This window comes from Vreelandella sulfidaeris Esulfide1, assembly GCF_054072535.1.
On sequence record NZ_CM133364.1, the window covers coordinates 1145239 to 1164725 of the forward strand.

General features: G+C 50.5%; 21 protein-coding genes. 14 read left to right on the forward strand and 7 right to left on the reverse strand.

Features of this window, described 5'->3' with window-relative positions; all coding sequences use genetic code 11:
- Positions 1-6: 6 nt before the first annotated feature.
- The 5 genes from ACW44H_RS05340 to ACW44H_RS05360 form a co-directional block, all read right to left on the reverse strand.
- Positions 7-762: an ERF family protein gene (locus ACW44H_RS05340; RefSeq protein ID WP_457507472.1), complete on the reverse strand. Its 756-nt coding sequence runs from the start codon at positions 760-762 to the stop codon at positions 7-9.
- Between the two features lie 22 nt (positions 763-784).
- Positions 785-955 carry a hypothetical protein gene (locus ACW44H_RS05345; protein ID WP_457507474.1) on the reverse strand — a complete coding sequence of 57 codons (171 nt, stop codon included), beginning with the start codon at positions 953-955 and terminating at the stop codon, positions 785-787.
- Positions 956-1076: 121 nt separating this feature from the next.
- Positions 1077-2045 (reverse strand): DUF932 domain-containing protein, encoded by a 969-nt coding sequence (locus ACW44H_RS05350; RefSeq protein ID WP_457507476.1) that lies wholly within the window; start codon positions 2043-2045, stop codon positions 1077-1079.
- Between the two features lie 93 nt (positions 2046-2138).
- The gene (locus ACW44H_RS05355) at positions 2139-2480 is read right to left on the reverse strand and encodes a hypothetical protein (protein WP_457507478.1); all 342 of its coding nucleotides are present in this window, start codon (positions 2478-2480) and stop codon (positions 2139-2141) included.
- A 126-nt stretch (positions 2481-2606) separates the two neighbouring features.
- Positions 2607-3413: a hypothetical protein gene (locus tag ACW44H_RS05360; RefSeq protein ID WP_457507480.1), complete on the reverse strand. Its 807-nt coding sequence runs from the start codon at positions 3411-3413 to the stop codon at positions 2607-2609.
- Between the two features lie 396 nt (positions 3414-3809).
- Between ACW44H_RS05360 and ACW44H_RS05365 the strand changes: the two genes are divergently transcribed.
- The 6 genes from ACW44H_RS05365 to ACW44H_RS05390 all read left to right on the forward strand — a co-directional run bounded on the left by ACW44H_RS05365 (position 3810) and on the right by ACW44H_RS05390 (position 8201).
- Positions 3810-4055 carry a DinB/UmuC family translesion DNA polymerase gene (locus tag ACW44H_RS05365; RefSeq protein ID WP_457507482.1) on the forward strand — a complete coding sequence of 82 codons (246 nt, stop codon included), beginning with the start codon at positions 3810-3812 and terminating at the stop codon, positions 4053-4055.
- Positions 4001-4204 (forward strand): DinB/UmuC family translesion DNA polymerase, encoded by a 204-nt coding sequence (locus ACW44H_RS05370; RefSeq protein WP_457507483.1) that lies wholly within the window; start codon positions 4001-4003, stop codon positions 4202-4204. Before ACW44H_RS05365 ends, ACW44H_RS05370 begins: the two co-directional genes overlap by 55 nt.
- A complete protein-coding gene (locus ACW44H_RS05375; protein ID WP_457507485.1) occupies positions 4192-4341 on the forward strand; it encodes a DUF4113 domain-containing protein in 150 nt (49 codons plus the stop codon). The genes ACW44H_RS05370 and ACW44H_RS05375 overlap by 13 nt, the downstream gene beginning before the upstream one ends.
- Before the next feature lie 663 nt (positions 4342-5004).
- Positions 5005-5691 (forward strand): YagK/YfjJ domain-containing protein, encoded by a 687-nt coding sequence (locus ACW44H_RS05380; protein ID WP_457507487.1) that lies wholly within the window; start codon positions 5005-5007, stop codon positions 5689-5691.
- Between the two features lie 395 nt (positions 5692-6086).
- Positions 6087-7625, forward strand: a complete 1539-nt coding sequence (locus tag ACW44H_RS05385) for a YfjI family protein (RefSeq protein WP_457507488.1) — start codon at positions 6087-6089, stop codon at positions 7623-7625.
- Positions 7626-8051: 426 nt separating this feature from the next.
- Positions 8052-8201: a helix-turn-helix transcriptional regulator gene (locus ACW44H_RS05390; RefSeq protein WP_457508938.1), complete on the forward strand. Its 150-nt coding sequence runs from the start codon at positions 8052-8054 to the stop codon at positions 8199-8201.
- A 12-nt stretch (positions 8202-8213) separates the two neighbouring features.
- On the opposite strand, the gene ACW44H_RS05395 is transcribed toward ACW44H_RS05390, so the two are convergent.
- Positions 8214-8999: a hypothetical protein gene (locus ACW44H_RS05395; protein ID WP_457507490.1), complete on the reverse strand. Its 786-nt coding sequence runs from the start codon at positions 8997-8999 to the stop codon at positions 8214-8216.
- Positions 9000-9300: 301 nt separating this feature from the next.
- Between ACW44H_RS05395 and ACW44H_RS05400 the strand changes: the two genes are divergently transcribed.
- The 5 genes from ACW44H_RS05400 to ACW44H_RS05420 all read left to right on the forward strand — a co-directional run bounded on the left by ACW44H_RS05400 (position 9301) and on the right by ACW44H_RS05420 (position 14450).
- Entirely contained in the window at positions 9301-11277 is a 1977-nt protein-coding gene (locus ACW44H_RS05400; protein ID WP_457507492.1) for a type I restriction-modification system subunit M, read from the forward strand.
- The gene (locus ACW44H_RS05405; protein ID WP_457507494.1) at positions 11274-12617 is read left to right on the forward strand and encodes a restriction endonuclease subunit S; all 1344 of its coding nucleotides are present in this window, start codon (positions 11274-11276) and stop codon (positions 12615-12617) included. The genes ACW44H_RS05400 and ACW44H_RS05405 overlap by 4 nt, the downstream gene beginning before the upstream one ends.
- The gene (locus tag ACW44H_RS05410; RefSeq protein WP_457507496.1) at positions 12614-13210 is read left to right on the forward strand and encodes a zeta toxin family protein; all 597 of its coding nucleotides are present in this window, start codon (positions 12614-12616) and stop codon (positions 13208-13210) included. Before ACW44H_RS05405 ends, ACW44H_RS05410 begins: the two co-directional genes overlap by 4 nt.
- Positions 13207-13410, forward strand: a complete 204-nt coding sequence (locus ACW44H_RS05415) for a hypothetical protein (RefSeq protein ID WP_457507498.1) — start codon at positions 13207-13209, stop codon at positions 13408-13410. The genes ACW44H_RS05410 and ACW44H_RS05415 overlap by 4 nt, the downstream gene beginning before the upstream one ends.
- 77 nt (positions 13411-13487) lie before the next feature.
- Entirely contained in the window at positions 13488-14450 is a 963-nt protein-coding gene (locus tag ACW44H_RS05420; protein ID WP_457507500.1) for a GIY-YIG nuclease family protein, read from the forward strand.
- A 224-nt stretch (positions 14451-14674) separates the two neighbouring features.
- Here the strand turns inward: ACW44H_RS05420 and ACW44H_RS05425 are convergent, their stop codons facing one another.
- Positions 14675-15304, reverse strand: coding sequence for a hypothetical protein (locus tag ACW44H_RS05425; RefSeq protein WP_457507502.1), 630 nt, complete (start codon positions 15302-15304; stop codon positions 14675-14677).
- A gap of 106 nt (positions 15305-15410) precedes the next feature.
- Here ACW44H_RS05425 and ACW44H_RS05430 point away from each other — a divergent pair, with 106 nt between their 5' ends.
- The 3 genes from ACW44H_RS05430 (at position 15411) to ACW44H_RS05440 (ending at position 19483) form a co-directional block, all read left to right on the forward strand.
- The gene (locus ACW44H_RS05430; protein ID WP_457507504.1) at positions 15411-15971 is read left to right on the forward strand and encodes a hypothetical protein; all 561 of its coding nucleotides are present in this window, start codon (positions 15411-15413) and stop codon (positions 15969-15971) included.
- A gap of 155 nt (positions 15972-16126) precedes the next feature.
- Positions 16127-16270: a hypothetical protein gene (locus ACW44H_RS05435; RefSeq protein WP_457507506.1), complete on the forward strand. Its 144-nt coding sequence runs from the start codon at positions 16127-16129 to the stop codon at positions 16268-16270.
- Between the two features lie 15 nt (positions 16271-16285).
- The gene (locus ACW44H_RS05440) at positions 16286-19483 is read left to right on the forward strand and encodes a type I restriction endonuclease subunit R (protein ID WP_457507508.1); all 3198 of its coding nucleotides are present in this window, start codon (positions 16286-16288) and stop codon (positions 19481-19483) included.
- Positions 19484-19487: the final 4 nt, after the last annotated feature.

Here is a 19487-nt window from a genome sequence, read left to right on the forward strand (position 1 = left end):
GGTGGGTTATTTAACCGATCGCTTAGAAAGTGAAGCGCGTAGCTTGTCGAAGTCAGGCTGAGGTACTTGCACGGCTGAACCATACTTGCCGCTAAACCACTCCTGGGTTGTGGCAGGGCATTGGCTGATCAGGCGTTGGATCTGTCCCGCCTGAAAGGGCGTTACTAGCTTGATAGCGGATTTAGTACTGGATTTACCGTTGTCGTCCTGGCCCCGTGTGGTGATGTTGAGTAGGGCGCAGAGTACGTAGCGCTTGCCATAGCTGGTGGATGAGCCAAACGCCTGCACCGCGTTTTTGTTACCGCTCATATCGGCAGGCAGCAGCATGCTGGTCTCTTCACGATGACCATCCTTATGCATCAGTACACCGGTCACCTCAATACCGCGCTCCTGTGTCCTAATACGAAAGCTCACTGCAAAACCGTGTTTTTGCATAATGGGGCGCACGGTGTCGACGATATCTTCCAGCGTGGCGTAGCAGCCGTTGTTGGTTTGCCCACGCTCTTCGATGCTGGGGAGTTCAGTCTGCATCGCCGCCATGGCCGCGCTATAGGCCATCATGGCCTGGCGATCCATCACTCGTTCCTGCATCTGTAGCAAGCGCTCCATCTTGTCGATATCGACGTCCGGGTTAAGCGCTGCACGCTCAATCACTTGGATAATGGCCGTGCTCTCCGCGAGGTGAGCGGTGGGTGCTGGGGGGACTGCTTGTAGGGAAGAGGTGGCAGGCTCCTGATTTACCACATTAGATTTGGTGGCCATGACAAGGCTCCTTCAATTGGGGTTAAAGATCGGCGGGAAGCTCATGCGGGGGAACGGGGCATAGGCGCAGCTCGGTGCGATACAGCTGGCCCTTGGCCATGACGTAGGTCTGGGCAAAGGTTTGATCGTTGGTGAGCAGTCGTTCCGTCAACTGGGTTAATGCGATATCTAAATCGGGGCTAAGAGAGGCCATGGTGTGCTCCACGTAAAAAGCAAAAAGCCCAGCCTGTTAGGGGCTGGGCTTATCGCGCTATCCAATGAGGGGTAAGACAAAAACTAAGAAAATTAGCAGCAAAATCATGAGAAACAGCATGTCAGCTCACCAGCGCAAGGGCTGTTTGCAATGCCTCCTGCTTCAACTGGGCCCCTTGGCCAAACCACGCTGAATCGAGCCGGGTATCGTTGCTACGCGCACGCTTGTCATGATCCACGTATTCGGTAACGGCATTGAGCAAGCCCCAGGCGGTGTCTTTGGCTGTGTCGAGGTGAGAACCGCGGCCTTCGCCGTGGTAGAGCTTCTGTACCTTGTTGAGTGCCCGGTAGTTAGGCAGTTTGGAAGGATCGTCTATCGGCTTATCGATCCCACAGAGCACCGATTGAAAATATTGCTGCGCCTCTCGGTGGTCGATCTTGCGTTCCGATAACGCCTTCATGCGGTACATGAAGTCATTCCACTGGGAAACGGAAATACCCAGCTGGCTTTTTACCGCACGGGGATCGAACTCCGACCGGTGGGGTACCTTAACCGCCTGCGACGTTCCATCGACGGCGATCTGCAGCGTGTTGTTACACACCACCCGTACTGTGGTGGGTGTCGCCATGGTGGCCAGCGTGCCATCACAGGACGTTGCCAACAGCAGGTAGTCGTTAACCTCATCCTGGTTTTTCAGCGAGGTACTTAAGCCACTGCGCGCCAAGGCCCAGAACTTCCGACCGCCTTTAAGTACCCCTGCGGTTTCCAGTTCATACCCGGCGTATTCGGTGAGATCGCGGTAGAACTCCAGTATCTCCTCGGGCTGCACCACCTTGTAGCGCTGGGACACCACCGATAGCGGCGCTTTGGTATCCGAGCGGTAGAGCACTTTCTGTTCAGGGAACGAGTGGATACTGCCCAAGTGGCTGGCACCCTCGGCAATAAAGCGTACCGGTGCTTCTTCAATATGCCAGTTCATTCCGGCCTGTTGCTGCCAGACTTCTAACGGTTGTTGACGTGATAGCTGTTGCCCCAGGCCGTGCCAAGGGGTAGCGCCGACGTAGGCCATTTGTTCAATGAGATGAGCCATGGTGAAAACTCCTAGCAATACAAAAAGCGCTGACGTTAATCGTCAGCGCTTCATGGTTGGAAAGTATGGGGTATATCGCTTAGATGGGACGCATTAGCGAGGTGCGGTCAAGGGGTGGGGTAATTGCCGGAACGCATGACCGCACGATACGCATAGCCAAGGTGTTCCTTCACCGAGTGGCAGCTTTTGGGTGAAAAACAGCGTTGCGACGCGCGAGCCTGCCTGGCTACCGGACACAGCCCCCATCACAGCAGCGGGCAGTTTGGCTAACGGGAAGCGGGAGGAGGCCATCGATAAAGGGGGCGTTGAGGTATAGGTCGCACGATACGCACCAATGGCACCGCCCACGAGGCTGCTGCCCACCGTGCCGATGCGTTGGGCAGTTTCAAGGTTAAGCGTGCAAGCGGCTGCACAGCGTAGGCAAAGTGGGGACATAAACAACACTCCTATAGGCGTCAAAGTGATCCCGTGTGCAGGATTCATAGGAGTGATATAGATCTGTAATTTTTTGGATTTTCACTTCATTCCAGTCGCATGGAAGGTGGCAAATCCAGTGTCACGTTACGCTGCATCGTTTGGCCGATGTAATGTGTCAAAGCGCTCCTTTAGCTTTTCAACCTTAACCCAACTTGTTCTCGAATTTTTGATGGTATTTAGTATTCTTCTTTTAAGGCGGAGTGCATCCCTTTGGAAGCGCGGATAAGTGACCACGTGCATCATAGGGTCATCACCCTGAAGCCTATATTTTTTAGCAACCTTTGCAGCTCGACGAAACTCTTGCTTTTTTTCAGTTTCTAGGCTGTTTATATCAATGGTAGAAACCACAAAATCTCCGCCTGGATTAGTACGTGGGATAAAAGAGTATTCTCCTGCTAACGTCACTCCTCTGAAAGTAGACCTCGCTGGTTCAAGCAGCTGATTGTAAGAGCTTGCCGCCTTTGAAACATCACGCAGGTACCGATGGCAATTTGCAATGGCACGCTGAAGCTCAGGCGTATAATCCCAGCTATACTCATTAATATCGATCAAATCCCTGTAATCGAACTTGCTAATAACATCGGGAAAGGGAACACCAATAACATAACCTTTTTCGTCCGGGTTTTGGGTCTTAAACCCTTCTTCTGCTGCAATGAACTCATGCTCTATCTGTGAGAGATCATTATAGATATATCGTTTTTGCCTCTCTATTGTTTTAGACATCTCGGGCCATTTTGCGACGAAGTACGGCTTATCGAATAATCTCTTCTGCAGGGCGGTGCTCTTTTTATAGCCCACAAAGCCAAGCGCAAAACCTGCCATGCCAGCTACAGCGGATACAATAGCGCCAATGTCGGTAAGAACATCCAGATAAGAAAGTGGCTCGGGCATAGTCTCACCTCCGTAAGTTATGCAAGACTTTAGGCGCAGACACATATGGCACTTCCCTATAAAGATTAGTACTTTCTCCGTCGGTAAGATGAAAATAAAATCAGTAACCAATTCGTGCCTTTGCTCATCAACAACAAGCGGTATGTAACTCATCACTGACTTTCATGCCACCCAGGCACGATTAAAACAACTGTCGGTAACTAAGCTGAGGAGCGTGGCACACCGTGCCAGTGAACGATTAAGAGTAATGGGCATGAGAGCGCATGGCAGCTACGCGAAGCAGACCCGAAGCGTATTAGGCAGCGCTATAGTGTGATGCAGGAACGCATCGTATGGGAGCTACGCGGGCAATCCGCCATTCAGCTCGATGACATGAGTCTACCCAAGTAACAGACCATGGTATCGCGCTCATTCGGCAGGCTAACCGATAATCCCCACGACCCGCGCAAAGCCTTAAGGCAACACGCCGACAGAGCAGCCGAAAAGCTGCGCAAACAGCACAGCTTTACTAGCGCCGTCATAGTGTTTATCCGCACCAACCCGTTTCGTACCGATTTACCCCAATACCCCCAACGTGTCGATCCCTGGTGCGGCGCACCGATGACAGCCACGACATCATCGCATCAGCGGTACAAGGATTAAGGCGTCTATGGCGAAAAGGTTATGCCTACCACAAAGCAGGCCTGATGCTGCTCGACCTTTCCCCAAAGGCTAATTGGCAGCTTACCTCACTGAAACTCCGCAAACCGACGAAGAGGCTAAGCGAAGCGAACGCCTCATGGCGACGGTAGACAAGCTAAATCGCGAACTGGGTAAGGGGGCGGTACAGCTAGGCCTACCCCGTAAAGGCAATGCCTGGTCGTTGCGTAGTGAGCGACGCACACCGCGATACACTACCCAGTGGAACGAGTTAATGATCGTCAGGTAGGACTATCACGCTTTAATGGTGCTGGTCATGCTATGGGAAGTGTCATTTAAGAAAGAAAGTACTGGCCGGCATGATTATATGAGCAGATGCCGAGCCTAAAAGGCTTTTATTCATCTTATTGAAAAAATGGAATTATTTTTATTAAAAAGGAGAGCTTACAAAGTTGTCATGACCTGTCAGCAATCCGCTTACCATGCGGGTTTTGCCACTGGATACTAAAACTATCGACCTGGTTTAAATGACGGTAATAGTATTATGCTCCTTTTAGAGATTAGAAATAGTATCCATGAAGGAGGCCTACAAGCCGACGACCTTTCCTCAAGACGATAACCGAGAGTCCTGATAAGCCATGCTCTTATACTCATGGCAAAACAACCAAGTGTCTTTTATCGCTTAGCAAGGCGTGCTTGTAACACGCCTTACGGATAGCCCTGTAGAACCCCGCTATACAACGCTAAAGCGATAAGATACCGAGTATGACTGGGCTCGCATGATGCTCACAACCGCCTGCTAGGGCATTTCCTGTTACGCCGAGGATAAGCGCGTCTGCTAACGCGTTATCACTTCAGCGTTTTCTATCTATCCCATGATCACACTTTTGCTACGGGTAATTACACGGCATCTACGCCGTGGGTATTTCCGTGCGTGAGTGTTAGGAGTTTGATGATGAACACTAATCTACCGAACGTAGGTCAACGCAATCGTAAACGCCATCCTGCTAACCCGGCACTAAAGCTATTCTGGGAATGCCGTTACCAAAACATGCCTGTGCTTACCCATGAAGGGCCTTTGATAGAAAACTATCTAGAAATATTGCTTCGTATAATTAATCAAGCAAGCCAAGACTGCCCGAGGTTATTCGCGGCCCGCATCGACTTACATTTTCCTGCACAGGGATATACGGGCTATACAGGCAATGACAACACCTGTATTGGCTCATTTATTAACCGTTTTCAGTGGGAGTTAGACATCGCAGGTATCAAGTTTCCCCACAAGATGCGTTACGTGTGGTGCCGTGAGCAGGTGACTAGCGTACATCATCATTACCATTTGCTGTTATTACTAAACAAGGATGCCTACCGGACGTTAGGCAAATATAAGGCTACCTCTGACGATTACCCCGAACATGACAACCTATACCAGCGCATTGTAAGAGCGTGGTCACACGCCATCAATTGGCCGGAGCAAGGAACACGTGGGCTGGTACACGCCACACCGTATAAATGGATTATCTACCGTGGCGACCAAGCAGCTTTCGCTGAAGTATTTTATGGAGCTAGCTACATGTGTAAGGCTTACTCAAAGCCTATCGGGCAAGGCATGCATTGTTTCGAGGGAAGTCGACGATAGCCAAATATTCCTTTTTAAGCCGTAGGTCGCGATAATCTACCTCAAATGGAATAAGCGCTCAGCAAGCGTGCTGAGCGCTTAATTTCTTTTGCACTACTCGGCATTATAATGCGCTTCTTTTGATAGCTGAATAACAGCTTACCAACACCACTCCCTGGTCAATTTAGCACGACAATGCATACTGAATATTGTATTGCCGATCTGCTTCAGTGCATTGAGACCCACCGAGTCTTCACCTTAATTGAAATCAAAAAAGCGCGAGATCTGCAACGGGTAGCATCTAGCCAAATGCCAAAAAAGTGAATAGAAACTTTGCTAATGTTGCTATTAATAGCAAAAATAGCAGCAATAGAGGTTAATTTTTATTTTTTAATGGTTACAGCGATGAGGACACAATGCACACGAGTATAAATAAAGAAGAACATTGGCCAGCTTTTGATGAGCATTCGTTATTCGAGTCCATGAGTCGTGAAGTGGCCCAGCATGTCGAGGTGGCTCCAGAAATGGCGCGAACGACAGCACTGGGGGCAATGGCAATGGCATGTCAGGGGGGCATTGATGTCGCTTATCCTAATGGCCACGTGGTCCCCGTATCGCTTTATCTTCTCACCATTGCAAATAGTGGTGAGAGAAAGACGGCCTTGGAAGCCTGGTTCTTTAAACCCATTCGTGATTTTCAGGCTGTTCAGAAAAAAGAGGGCCAGCGATCCACTCAATTGTATCAGCGAGATCTGAAAAACTGGAAAAGTGACGAAAAAGCTCTTGAAAAAAAACGAACCCAAGCCTTTGTCAATGGCGAATCTGTTAAAGAAATCGAGCAGAAACAAGCCGAATTGGATCGGCAACAACCTCAACCTACGCGTCTTCGCCAATTGATTTATGAAAATGTTACGCCAAGTGCCCTAACGTACAGCTTGCATGAAAATATCCCGTTGGCCTGCCTTGTCTCGAGCGAAGCAGGAAACATTTTGGAAGGGCAGGCATTTCGAGATCTTTATATGTTTAATTCCATATGGAGTGGCACCCCTCTAGATGTGGCGCGCCGGAGCTCTGAAAGCTTCACATTGGAAGATTCTCGGTTAAGTATGGCTTTGATGGCACAACCGAAAGTCATCGAAAGGTTTTTGGAAAAGCGAGGCAATGAGGCCAGGGATAACGGTTTTTTGTCGCGTTTGATCATGATCAAGCCAGCTTCATGGATTGGGAGCCGAATAGGCGGCAATCCTGTTGCTCCTAATACTGTGAAGGATTTCAACGAGCGCGTAACAAGTCTTCTCTCAGAAGCGTTCGCTATACTGGATAGTGACAGCCAACAGCGACGAATCCTGGAATTCACCGCGTCAGCCAAGATGCGCTGGCAAGAAATGCAACAAAGTATTGAGCAAGATATGGCGGAGCATGGAAAGTATTACCATGCTCGCGACCATGCCTCAAAGCTTATGGATAATGTCACTCGGATTGCCGCTATTCTCCACACGTTCGAGGGGTATGAAGGTGATATGGGCATCGGTGTTCTCGAGTATGCCCATCAGCTTTGTAAATGTTATTCCCACCACTATTTGAAATATCTAGCTGGCGAGCCGGAAATTGTCACTGTAACAAATGAGCTCGTCAGGGAAATTCGACGCCTAGTGGATGCTAAAGAGGCAGGTAAATATCAGTTCAAAAAAACGTGGATTCGCCAAAAGGGAAGGGGGCAGACCAGAAATCCAAGCAAGCTTGAGCCGGCACTACAATTACTTACCCAGTTGGGGCACTTGAAGAAACTATCTCAAGGGCTGTACGAATTTTCAGAGACGATTCTTCTTAACACTCAACCTGAGTTAAAAAATGGTATCGACTACCACATTGAAGAGCTTTTACGGTATGACGAACAAGAATTACAACATCGAGATCGGGGAAGATACATAGTTTTTGTAGAAGTGAGTAAATAGCAAACTACTAAAAATTAAGTGCTTTCGTATTGAGAGTCCTGAGATTTCAACCTTCATTATAAGAAAATCCTTAAAGGCTTACAGACCATCTCTGATACAACCATTCATAAGCAGGTGATTCAGGCATTTAGGTTTTGTCGAACCTTCGGAAAGCTAGCCATCCTGCGCAGAATGTGAGGCCGATTCTCATCGGCACTTCTGTATTTTCTGATTAAGCGATAAAGGCTCAGTACTTTCTTACATTATTGATTTTGAATAAAAAAACCATACGAATCGCGATTTTTACTAGAGCAGCACTTTGCCCGTTGAGTTGAGGTTAGGGGCTGGCTAAGATGTAGCCATCAATCAATGAGGAGCTACACGATGCCAACTACTAACCAGTCACTTACGATTTTGAGAATTCGCCAGCTTAGTGAAAGGCTTAGCATGAGCCGCTCATGGATCTACGAAAAAATCAATCCAGATTCACCTCGGTATGACCCCTCATTTCCGAAGCCAATCAAGTTAGGCTCAGCTGCAGTAGGATGGTTTGAGTGTGACATAGATAACTGGTTAAAGAGCTTGATTACCGCTTAGCTATCTGGAGGGTTACTGTTTCTTATTAGCAAAGAATACATCTCTACATTCTTGGTTGTTTTTTAACCAACTAATAAGTTTTATTTCCGTTTCATCTTGAGTAAGAGGGAATACTGATTTCAACCCACTTGTAAGGTAGTAATTATGAACATCTGACGCTAGCTTGGCAGCAGCTACTTTTTGGGAAATCCATCCCTTTTCAGGTGCTTCTTTCGCTAGTAAATCCACGAAATGATTTCTTAGAGGTAACATAGCTTTGTTTTTCTCACTTCCGGCAGCTTGAGTGCGTTTTCTCACCTGCAATTCTAGTTCTTTTCGCTCCTGCTGTAGGAGGTGATGCTTAGCGTCTTTAAAGCTTAGTAATGCAGACCATGCTTTTTCTGACAAACCACTATCTACTAACAATTCAGCGCAAATGATCCAGGTTGTAGCTACCGGGAACCATTCGCGATAACCTTCACTTCTAAATACAGGGGACAGTGTTGTACGCAAATGCTCTTCACAACGCATTGCATTTAATCCTGACTTCAGCTGTTGAATGCAATAATGTAACTGTTCATGAAAAAGGTCCAAATCATCTATCTTTGAAGGGTCTGAAACAGCGTTTTGTCCGTAAATCAAGGCTTCATGGTAATGTTCATAGAGAAACCTTTTTTCATCATCTACATGCTTGTGTAAAGGCCACTCCGAAAGCACGTAATAGAGGTCAGGGCCGATGATGCAGCCTTGAGGATGATTCAAATCAACATGCGATGGAGTATCAGTATCAGGTAGTGGGTTTTTAACTGTTGTTGTCATGTTATCTCCCAGCATATTAGAGCAATACCATGCCATGATGAGGACTTTAAAGCGACTGTATAACGTCGATTTTCTTACTGAGGTTGTTTCTAAGCACTACCCACAAGGAAGCCATGAATTCGCGCCTTGAACTGTTACCAGATTTTCAAGGAAGCAATGAAAGTAACCATCGCTTGAGGGGGTGATCTTTTGAACGTCAATAACGTCTTATCGTAGCGCAGCCCTAAGGTGTACTGAAGCCAGAGGGAGGTGTGTGTATCATGCCCTCCATATCAATGCCTTCTTACCTTGGAGATGCACCGTGAACACGGATAGTCACTCTCAGCTTGCTGCTTTTATCTGGTCTGTCGCTGACCTTCTGCGAGGCGATTTCAAGCAGTCCCAATATGGTCGCATCATTCTGCCGTTTACGCTGCTTCGGCGTTTGGAGTGTGTGTTGGCCCCCACCAAGGCTGACGTGCTAGAGGACGCTTTACAGCACCAGAACAAGCCCGAAGCCGTGCGCGAAAAGCTATTGCTACGCGCTTCTGATCAGCCGTTTTACAATGCCTCACCGCTAACCCTGGGGAGCCTCTCAGATACCCAGACCAGCGACGACCTAATGAGCTATGTGCAGTCGTTCAGCCAGAGCGCTCGCGAGATCTTCGAGCACTTCGAGTTCGAAAGCTTTGTTCAGCAGCTCAGCGCGAATAACCTGCTTTACAAGGTGGTGCAGCAGTTTGCGGCTATTGATCTAAGCCCGTCACGGGTGACCAATCACGGCATGGGCGGCATCTTTGAAGAGTTGATTCGCAAGTTTGCCGAAAGCTCCAACGAAACCGCCGGGGAGCATTTCACGCCACGCGATATTGTTCATTTAACGACTTCTCTAGTACTCACCGGGCAAGAAGCCAAGCTTAAGCCGAATAGCATCGTTACCGTGTATGACCCAACGGCGGGCACTGGCGGCTTTCTTTCCGAGAGCGACGAGTATATTCAGCAGGTCAGCGAGAAGGTCACCGTCTCGCTGCACGGGCAGGAGCTCAACCCTGAGTCCTACGCCATCTGTAAGGGCGATATGCTGGTAAAAGGGCAGGAGGTTGAACGGATCAAGCTGGGCAATACGCTTTCCGACGATCAACTGGCGGGCGAGCGCTTTGACTACATGCTCTCCAATCCGCCGTTTGGCGTTGAGTGGAAGAAGGTGCAGAAGCAGGTCACCGACGAGCACAAACACCGTGGCTATGATGGTCGCTTTGGCCCTGGCCTGCCACGCGTTTCCGATGGTTCGCTGCTGTTTCTGATGCACCTGGTGGCCAAGATGCGCACCCGCCAAGACGGTGGCTCGCGCATTGGCATCATCCTTAACGGCTCGCCGCTGTTTACCGGCGGCGCGGGCAGTGGGGAATCCGAAATTCGCCGCTATCTGTTGCAACATGACATGGTGGAAGCCATCGTCGGCTTACCTACAGATATGTTCTATAACACCGGCATTGCCACCTATGTGTGGGTGCTCTCCAATAACAAGCCCGCCGAGCGCAAGGGCAAGGTGCAGCTGATTAACGCCGCTGGCCGCGCCAGCAAAATGCGCAAATCGCTGGGCAGTAAACGCCAGTACATGACCGACCGCGATATTGACGATATCGTGCGGCTTTACGGCACTTTTGAAGAGACTAACGAGAGCAAGATTTTCCCCGTGGAAATCTTTGGCTATCGGCGCATTACCGTCGAGCGGCCACTGCGCCTCAACTTTGCAGCCAGCGCTGAGCGCTTGGCCAAACTCGATGACGAAAAGGCCATCCAAAAGCTGGATGACGCCGAGCAAGCTGCGCTCAAAGCCGCCTGCGAGCAATTAGGGGAGCAGCGGTACACTAACCGCGATACCTTCACCAAGGCGCTGATAAACGCTCTGAAAGCCGAAGGCTTAAAAGTTAGCGCGCCACTGCAGAAGGCGATACTCAGTGCGCTCTCTGAGCGTGACCCGGAAGCGGATACTTGCCTGGATAAAAACGGCAACCCCGAGCCGGACGCCGGTTTGCGCGATAACGAAAACGTGCCCTATAACGAATCGGTGTTTGATTACTTCGAGCGTGAGGTAAAACCCCACGTACCCGATGCCTGGATAGATGAAGAAAAACGCGACGAGCTAGATGGCCGCATCGGCATTGTCGGCTTCGAGATACCGTTCAACCGCCACTTCTACCAGTTCACGCCGCCGCGCCCGCTAGAAGAGATCGACGCCGACCTAAAAGCTTGCACTGACCGGATCAAGCAGATGATCGAGGGGCTGTCGGTATGAGCTACCCAGCCTATCCTGAGTACAAGGACTCCGGCGCTGAGTGGTTGGGGGAGGTGCCTGTGCATTGGGAGGTGACGAAGCTTTCATATATCACCAACCGCATTGGAAGTGGGAAAACCCCTTCTGGAGGAGCCACAGCATATGTCTCCAGCGGCGTGCCCTTTATCCGTAGTCAAAATGTTCATGACCAAGGTTTGCGGCTAGGTGACATCGTATATATCGATGAAGCAACTGATAGAGAAATGGCTTGGTCCCGTGTGAGGCCGCTTGATGTCCTGATAAATATTACGGGAGCCTCGATTGGTCGCAGTTGTCAAGTTCCTGTCGGCTTTGGTAGAGCAAATGTAAACCAGCATGTTTGCGTGATAAGGCTAGAGAAATCAGAGGAAACCTCGGGTTGGGTTGCTTGGTTTATGAAGGCCCCTTCAACCAAGGAGCAGGTGAAAGTCGGCCAAACTGGAGCTGCTCGGGAGGGGCTAAATTTCGAGCAGTTAGCAAGCTTTTGCCTATGTATGCCACCAATTAATGAGCGGAAGACAATCGCTGCCTTCCTCGACCACGAAACCGCCCGCATCGACGCCTTGGTGGAAGAGCAGCAGCGCCTGATCGCACTGCTCAAGGAAAAGCGCCAGGCGGTGATTTCCCATGCCGTTACCAAAGGACTCAACCCTGATGCGCCGATGAAAGACTCTGGAGTGGAATGGCTTGGAGAAGTGCCTGAGCATTGGATAGTGGCACCAATCAAGATGTTCGTTAGTTTTTTAGATGGAAAACGGATACCACTGAAATCTGAAGATAGAGGTAGTCGCCAAGGTGAGTTCTCATATTATGGCGCCTCTGGTGTGATTGATTGGATAGATGATTACATCTTTGATCGTGACCATGTTCTTGTTTCTGAAGATGGAGCAAATCTTATTGCAAGATCAACCCCAATCGCCTTCGTGGCTAGAGGGAAGTACTGGGTGAACAATCACGCCCACATTTTGGAGCCTATCGATGAAAATCTATTCTACTGGGCAGAGCTGATTGAGGTGCTAGACCTTTCCATCCATGTAACAGGATCTGCTCAGCCGAAGCTTACTAGCGAGGCGCTTGGGTCGATTTCGATTACTTCGCCGCCTTCTTGTGAAGAAAGATTTGAAATCCAAAAAAAAATAACTGAGGTTGATCAGGTAGCAAAAGATCTAATCAACGAAGCACAGAATGGAATTAAGCTATTGCAAGAACGCCGCTCCGCCATAATTTCCGCCGCCGTCACAGGAAAGATTGATGTACGCGGCTGGAAGCCGCCAGCCGAATCGGTGGTTTCTACAAAGGCCAAGCAGATGGAGGCGGTATGACCCAGCAAAATGAACCCCAAGCCCCCGTATGCTGGATAGTGGCCGGACCCAATGGGGCGGGCAAAACCACCTTTGCCTTTAACTATTTGCCACAAGTCGCCCAGTGTACGCGCTTTATCAATGCCGACTTGATTGCCGCTGGCCTTTCCCCGTTTGCACCTGAACGGGATCTTGTCGCGGCCAGTCGTATCTTCCTGCGTGAGATCGAAGAAGCGATTGACGAGCGAGAAGACTTTGCCTTTGAAACTACGCTCTCGGGGCGTGGCTACTCGCGGCTGGTAAAGCGCCTGCTAGCCGAAGGCTGGAAAGTTGAGCTAGTGTATCTCGCCTTACCCTCTGTTGAGATGTCACGCCTGCGCGTTGCCGAGCGTGTGTCTCACGGCGGCCACAACATTGCGCTCAAAGATATTCAGCGTCGATTCCCGCGCAGCCTGAACAATTTGCTAACGCTTTATGCACCATTGGTCAGCCGTGCGCGCTGCTTCATGAATGACCGAGACCAACCAGAGCCGGTTTTCGAGCAGCATGGCAATCACCGCCAGGTGTTTAATACTTCACTGTTTGACGCGCTTTCCCAGGAGGCAAAATCATGACCCAGCTTTCACCCGATACCCAGGAAATGCTCAATAGCCTTCGCACAGCCGTAGCCGAAACCTTAGAGCGCAAGCGGCGCCTTGGGCAATACGCGGTGTTTTGGCAGGAAGGTAAGCCCGTTTTCATCGGTGAGGATGCTCCACGCAATCCTGACGACACAGCCTCCGATGATGATCAGCAGCCCAAGACTCGACATTGAGCAATGCTGAGTATTCCAATAAGTGTGTATAGCCAACTCGCAAAATGGCGAGAACGGCTAGCACTAACGGAGTTGATATGACACAGGGACGCAGCATCCGACTGTTTCTAGTGGATGGCACGCCTAATGGCCTGCTTACCGCCGAGATTATGAACTGGACAGGGCATGTGCTGACAGGGCCGCGCAGCAGACTCAGCGAGTTAGTTCAGCGGCCCGAGTGTGGGAGAACCGGAATATACTTTTTGGTCGGTACAGATCCCGAGGGTGATTTACGCCCTTTGGTATATATCGGTGAAAGTGATGATGTTGCTACACGGCTTAAACAGCACAATCGACCGGAAGATAAGGGAGGCAAGGATTTTTGGGAGAAAGTGTGTCTTATAACAAGTAAAGACCAGAACCTGACCAAGGCTCATGTGAAATACCTGGAGAGCTTGCTGATACAGAAAGCTGGTGCTGTGGGGCGTTGTAAGCTAGCCAATGGGACGGCACATGAATACGTGGGACTTCCAGAATCTGATCGTGCCGATATGGCCTTTTTTATCGAGCAGGTTCGCACGGTGCTTCCCGTTCTTGGCCTGGATTTTTTACGCAGCACTACAAAGATTTCACCAAGTTCTGGCCTTGAGCGTCAAGCACCCACAGAGCTAGAGCCAAACCAAAGTGTTTCAGTAAGCCCTAGGCTGAAGATGGAAGTTAAAAGACAAAATATTGTCGCCTTCGCCCAAGAAGTTGAAGGTGAGTTTGTCGTTCTTGAGGGGTCTCTCGCCAGGGGGGAATGGATAGACCTAAAGCACAACTACCGGCATCTCTACAAGCAGCTTTGCGATGAAGGTGTGCTGATGGACGATGGTAATGGATTCAAGATGTTCACGCGTGACTATGGCTTCACTAGCCCCAGCTCGGCCGCCGCCGCTGTCGCAGGGCGCGCCGCTAACGGCCGCATTGATTGGAAAGTTGAGGCCACGGGGCAGACCTATGCCGATTGGCAGGATCAGCAGGTTAATGCCGCGGCGGCAATGCCAAATGAGAGCGTCTAGGAGTAAGCCCCGACAGCACCTGGTTAGCCCGATGCTTGGCCCTAAAGTTCTCATCAGCCGCTATGGTCGCGTTTATAATCAAGGTGAGCTTAGTGCTCTGATGGTTTGAAAAGCGTTTCTTCGAGCTTTGGCGTGAAATTATTCATCCAAGGAGCGGGTGTGGAAAGGGATAAACCGTTAAGTTTATAGCTAGCGGCTCGTCTCGTTGAGCCGCCAGTGATAGCTTACAAGGCCTTGATTTCGATAACCCAGATCCGGAAAGTGGCATCGGCCACGATTTCGTAATCTCGATTGATAAATGGTGTAAGGGGATCACTGTGAATTATTTTACAGCTCACCCCCTCGATGCCATCTAATTCTTCGAGTATTACCTGCTTTGCCTTTTCTAAGCGTGAGCCGCCCTTGGGGCATTTTCGGGTTAGAACCAGATAGTTCGTTTCCAAACTTTTGTGGCCTGCGTGAAAGCACACTCTGGCTAAACGTTTTATGTCTGGGCGTAGAGAATCCAACTTGGCGCCACGTTTGAATTCGATTACATGGGCGGGACGTTCTCGCTTGTTGTTGTAAAGCACTAAGTCAAAACGGCCGTTGTGCCGAATATCTGGATCAGCACGTAGTGACTCGGCCTCTTGGTGCCAGAGATGAGCGTTCTGGAAGGTTAGTTTGACCTGAGGTTCCAACCGATAGCCGAAATCAAGAAAATTATCCGCAAAGTAATCGGCCACGCGCATCGCCATATAATACTCCGGCATGCGGTTCAACGATGTCTCGCATAGCTGCATGGCGCTTTCATGGGCGCGTACTAAGGCGTCTACAATGGCCTGGCGTCGGCTGTTAGGTGAGGATTTGATCAAGTGCTTGCGCCTTCATGGTGGTTTTTGATAACTATTGGAATATATCGGCTAGGTCGAATATAACTTAAGCTATTAATTCAATGACGTTAATAAATTAGGAAGCCAGTTGAAAGATCAAGCCAAGAAGCAAGAGCAGCCAATCTCGCCGACCCTGCAGGCTTACTTAGTTGCTTTTCACGATGCGGTATATGCCCAGGCCGAGCTAGAAGCTCAGGACAGCATGTTTGAGATGGTAGGCACGCTCGAGCAACGAGAAGACCACGATGCAATCATTTCAACTGCTCAAGATGCCCTTCGTGCAGTGGGCTATACAGAGGCCGAACAGATAGCGGTATCACTTGTAATGCTATTGGAGGTCAAGCAACTGAGCTTCGATCAATTGGCCAAAGTGTTTGGTGAAGATATCGCTAACTTGGTGGAAACCAGTCGAGCGATAGGCGAGTCTGGCAATGTCGATGATTGGTATGCCTCGCTGGAAAAGTTTGCCCAAATGCCATCCAATTGCCAGACGCTCCGCATGGCGCTGCTGCTGGGCGTTGTCGAGCGAGGCATTGAATCGTGTTCTCCCCACGAGTTCTGGTACGAAGAAGCCCTTGCGCTACCCAATGCGCACCCGAGCCTGCGCCAGTGGGTCATCGCCCGGTTAGAAGAGAATTTAATTGGTTAATATCTAACCGCCGAGCGTCTTGCGTTCTTTATGCCTGAGCAATCGCTACCAACTATGAAGCCGGCAGAAATAGCTTCACATTAGTTTGCGAAATATTAAAAAAATCAGCACGATAATTTCTGGTTGCTTGTAGAGTTCTAATAATAAGGGGAAACATGAAAGCGAGTGATATGCAGGCGTTGTTAGATAAAGCACGCCGTCTAAAACAACCCGAACGAGAGCGGACTCTGTTTGATATAGGTGCGCTGGGTTACTTTGATACTGACAACAGACCTGCTCGCTTTCTTTCTGCGCAGTAGTCATGGAGAGTGAAAATGGCCGATAGCAGGGAAGGTCAGTTCCAACAAGACATCATCGACGCCATGGGTACCGGTGGTTGGAAACTGGGCACCGCCAGCGGTTATGACCGCTCCACAGCGCTCTATACCGAAGACTTGCTGAGTTATGCGAGAGAGGCCTGGCCCGAGCGGTGGGAAAAGTTCTGTAAGGCCAACCCACAAGCCTCCGAACAGGTGTTTGTGCAGAAGGTGGTGCGTGAGCTGGAGCGGGCGGGCACTCTGGAAGTGCTGCGCCATGGCTTTAAAGTGCCGGGGGTGGCGTTCGACCTGTGCAGTTTCCAGCCTGACCACACTATGAATCCCGAGGCGCTCGCCCGTTACCGCGCCAACCGTCTGCGGGTGGTACCGGAAGTCTCTTACTCGCCCCATGCACGAGAGAAGGGCAAAGGCGGTGAAAGTTATAACCCGCGTCTGGATCTGGTGTTATTTGTTAACGGCATACCTACTGCTACGCTGGAGCTGAAAAGCGAGTTCAAGCAGTCCGTAGAAAATGCCAAGCGCCAATACCGCAATGATCGTCCACTAAAAGACCCAATTACTCGCAAGATAGAGCCGCTGCTAGCGTTTAAGCGCGGCGCGCTAGTGCATTTTGCCGTCAGCCAAGCGGAAGTGGCGATGACCACGAAGCTGGCGGGGAAAGAGACGTTTTTTCTGCCGTTTAATCTGGGCACCGAAGGCGGCGGTGCTGGTAACCCGCCACCAGCAGATGACAATAGCTACGCCACAAGCTATTTGTGGGAGCGTGTGCTTTTGCCGGATGCTTGGCTGAAGATTCTCGGACGCTTTTTGCACTTGGAGCAGAAAACGACTGAAGACTTCCACGGGCGGCGCAAAACGAAAGAAACGCTGATTTTCCCGCGCTACCACCAATGGGAAGTAGTTAATCAGTTGATTGAGACCACCCAGGCCGAAGACGCCGGGCAGCGCTACTTGGTTCAACACAGCGCGGGCTCAGGTAAGTCCAACTCGATTGCCTGGCTCGCCCACCAGTTAGCCAACCTGTATGACGAAAGCGGCCAGCAGAAGCGATTCAACTCGGTGATTGTGGTGACTGACCGCACAGTGCTCGATAGCCAGCTGCAAAACACCATTTATCAGTTTGAGCACGCGCATGGGGTGGTGTGCCCGATTACCCGCGATGTAGGCAACCAGAGCAAATCGGAACAGCTGGCTGAGGCGCTGGCGAGCAATACCCGAATCATCATTGTCACCATCCAGACCTTTCCTGCGCTATTCGATGCGCTGGATAAGCGCCCAACGCTTGCCGAGGGCCGCTATGCAGTGATTGCCGACGAAGCACACTCTTCACAGGCAGGCGATTCTGCGCGTAAGCTCAAGGCGCTGTTAGCCGCCGCTGGCGAGGGCACAGAAGATGACGAGGAAATCAGTGCAGAAGTAATGCTGGATGCGGCTGTGTCCACTCGTCGCCCTAATGAGCGAATCAGCTACTACGCGTTTACCGCCACACCCAAAGCCAAAACACTAGAACTGTTTGGCCGTGTGCCAGACCCAAGCTTGCCGCCAAGTGCAGACAATAAGCCCGAGCCATTTCATCTCTACTCGATGCGTCAGGCTATTGAGGAAGGCTTTATTCTGGATGTGCTGTGCAACTACGTCACCTACAGCACTGCCTGGAAACTGGCACATTTGGAGGATGAAGAGCAGGAGGTGGATGCCAAAAAGGCCTCCCGTGCGCTGGCCAAGTGGGTGCGCTTGCACCCTTACAACATTGCCCAGCGTGTAGAGGTCATTGTTGAGCACTTCCGCGCCAATGTACGCCACCTGCTGGACGGCCAAGCCAAGGCTATGGTGGTTACCGCTAGCCGCCAAGAGGCGGTGCGTTACCAACTGGCTATGCGGGAGTACGTGGAAACCCAAGGCTATAGCGACGTTCATCCCTTGGTAGCCTTTTCGGGCACCGTACCGGCCGATGAGATAATTCCTGAAGAAGTCAGCGAAACCAGCAAGCTGCTCAATCCCGGGGTGCGTGGGCGTGATTTAGCGGCGGTGTTAGATACCGACGATTTCAACGTGATGATCGCTGCTAACAAGTACCAGACTGGCTTTGACCAGCCCAAGCTATGCGCCATGTACGTGGACAAGAAGCTGCAGGGCGTGGACTGCGTTCAGACGCTCTCGCGGCTGAACCGTCTGTTTCCCGGCAAACAGACGTTTATCCTCGATTTCTTCAATGAACCACAAGAAATCTTAGAGGCGTTTGCGCCGTATTACCGCAAGGCAACCTTGGCTGACGTATCCGACCCGCAGGTGGTGTATGACCTTAAACGTACGCTGGATGCTAACGGCATTTATCACTGGCCCGAGGTTGAAGCGTTCGCAACTGCTTTCTTTGACCCCAAAGCACCGGCCTCGCGCCTGAGTTATCACTGCCAGCCTGCTCAAGATCGCTTTAAGAAGCGCTATGAAGTCACCGTCGAGCAACAGCAGACCTGGAAGGAAGCCCGCTACCAAGCGGAGCAGCAGGGCGACGATAAAGGCATAAAGCGTGCCGATCAGGAACTGGAAGACGCCGGTAAAACCCGCGATGAACTGGATCTGTTTCGTAAAAACCTACAGAGCTTTGTGCGCACCTATGAATTCCTGAGCCAGATTATTCACTTCGATGATGCTGAATTAGAGCAACTGTGCGTTTACGCCAAGCACCTGTACCCCCTGCTCCGTATCGACCGGTTATTGATTGGCGACCCTATCGATGTCAGCGAGCTAGAGCTGGACAGCTACCGGCTGACCAAGCGCGCCGAACAGCAACTTTCGCTTGAAGAGGAGAGCGGCGATTACGGCTTGAAACCGATTTCAGATGTTGGCTCCGGTAAACCACATGATCCAGAGACTCAGCTCCTTAATGAGATTATTGAGCGTTTAAATGATCTCTACGGCGCAGATATTAGCGATGGAGATAAGCTGCATTTTGCCAATGGCATTGCCGACCGCATTGAACGTGATGATGCTGTCATGGCCCAGATCAACCATCATGATGAAACCCAAGTGATGCACGGGCTATTTCCCAAGCGCGTTACTGACGCCGTGTTAGATGCGATGAACGACCACGAAAAGCTGAGTATGCCGCTGCTGGAAAACGAAGAAACTGGCAGACAGTTTGCGCTGCTGATATTGAAGTTGTTGGCAGGGCGGCAGACGGATAGCCTTTACTAACGAG

Excerpts from the sequence above, each read along its gene's own strand:
- ACW44H_RS05340 (WP_457507472.1), bottom strand. The coding sequence starts at position 762 with ATGGCCACCAAATCTAATGTGGTAAATCAGGAGCCTGCCACCTCTTCC.
- ACW44H_RS05345 (WP_457507474.1), bottom strand. The coding sequence starts at position 955 with ATGGCCTCTCTTAGCCCCGATTTAGATATCGCATTAACCCAGTTGACG.
- ACW44H_RS05350 (WP_457507476.1), bottom strand. The coding sequence starts at position 2,045 with ATGGCTCATCTCATTGAACAAATGGCCTACGTCGGCGCTACCCCTTGG.
- ACW44H_RS05355 (WP_457507478.1), bottom strand. The coding sequence starts at position 2,480 with ATGTCCCCACTTTGCCTACGCTGTGCAGCCGCTTGCACGCTTAACCTT.
- ACW44H_RS05360 (WP_457507480.1), bottom strand. The coding sequence starts at position 3,413 with ATGCCCGAGCCACTTTCTTATCTGGATGTTCTTACCGACATTGGCGCT.
- ACW44H_RS05365 (WP_457507482.1), top strand. The coding sequence starts at position 3,810 with ATGGTATCGCGCTCATTCGGCAGGCTAACCGATAATCCCCACGACCCG.
- ACW44H_RS05375 (WP_457507485.1), top strand. The coding sequence starts at position 4,192 with ATGGCGACGGTAGACAAGCTAAATCGCGAACTGGGTAAGGGGGCGGTA.
- ACW44H_RS05380 (WP_457507487.1), top strand. The coding sequence starts at position 5,005 with ATGATGAACACTAATCTACCGAACGTAGGTCAACGCAATCGTAAACGC.
- ACW44H_RS05385 (WP_457507488.1), top strand. The coding sequence starts at position 6,087 with ATGCACACGAGTATAAATAAAGAAGAACATTGGCCAGCTTTTGATGAG.
- ACW44H_RS05390 (WP_457508938.1), top strand. The coding sequence starts at position 8,052 with ATGAGCCGCTCATGGATCTACGAAAAAATCAATCCAGATTCACCTCGG.
- ACW44H_RS05395 (WP_457507490.1), bottom strand. The coding sequence starts at position 8,999 with ATGACAACAACAGTTAAAAACCCACTACCTGATACTGATACTCCATCG.
- ACW44H_RS05405 (WP_457507494.1), top strand. The coding sequence starts at position 11,274 with ATGAGCTACCCAGCCTATCCTGAGTACAAGGACTCCGGCGCTGAGTGG.
- ACW44H_RS05410 (WP_457507496.1), top strand. The coding sequence starts at position 12,614 with ATGACCCAGCAAAATGAACCCCAAGCCCCCGTATGCTGGATAGTGGCC.
- ACW44H_RS05415 (WP_457507498.1), top strand. The coding sequence starts at position 13,207 with ATGACCCAGCTTTCACCCGATACCCAGGAAATGCTCAATAGCCTTCGC.
- ACW44H_RS05420 (WP_457507500.1), top strand. The coding sequence starts at position 13,488 with ATGACACAGGGACGCAGCATCCGACTGTTTCTAGTGGATGGCACGCCT.
- ACW44H_RS05435 (WP_457507506.1), top strand. The coding sequence starts at position 16,127 with ATGAAAGCGAGTGATATGCAGGCGTTGTTAGATAAAGCACGCCGTCTA.
- ACW44H_RS05440 (WP_457507508.1), top strand. The coding sequence starts at position 16,286 with ATGGCCGATAGCAGGGAAGGTCAGTTCCAACAAGACATCATCGACGCC.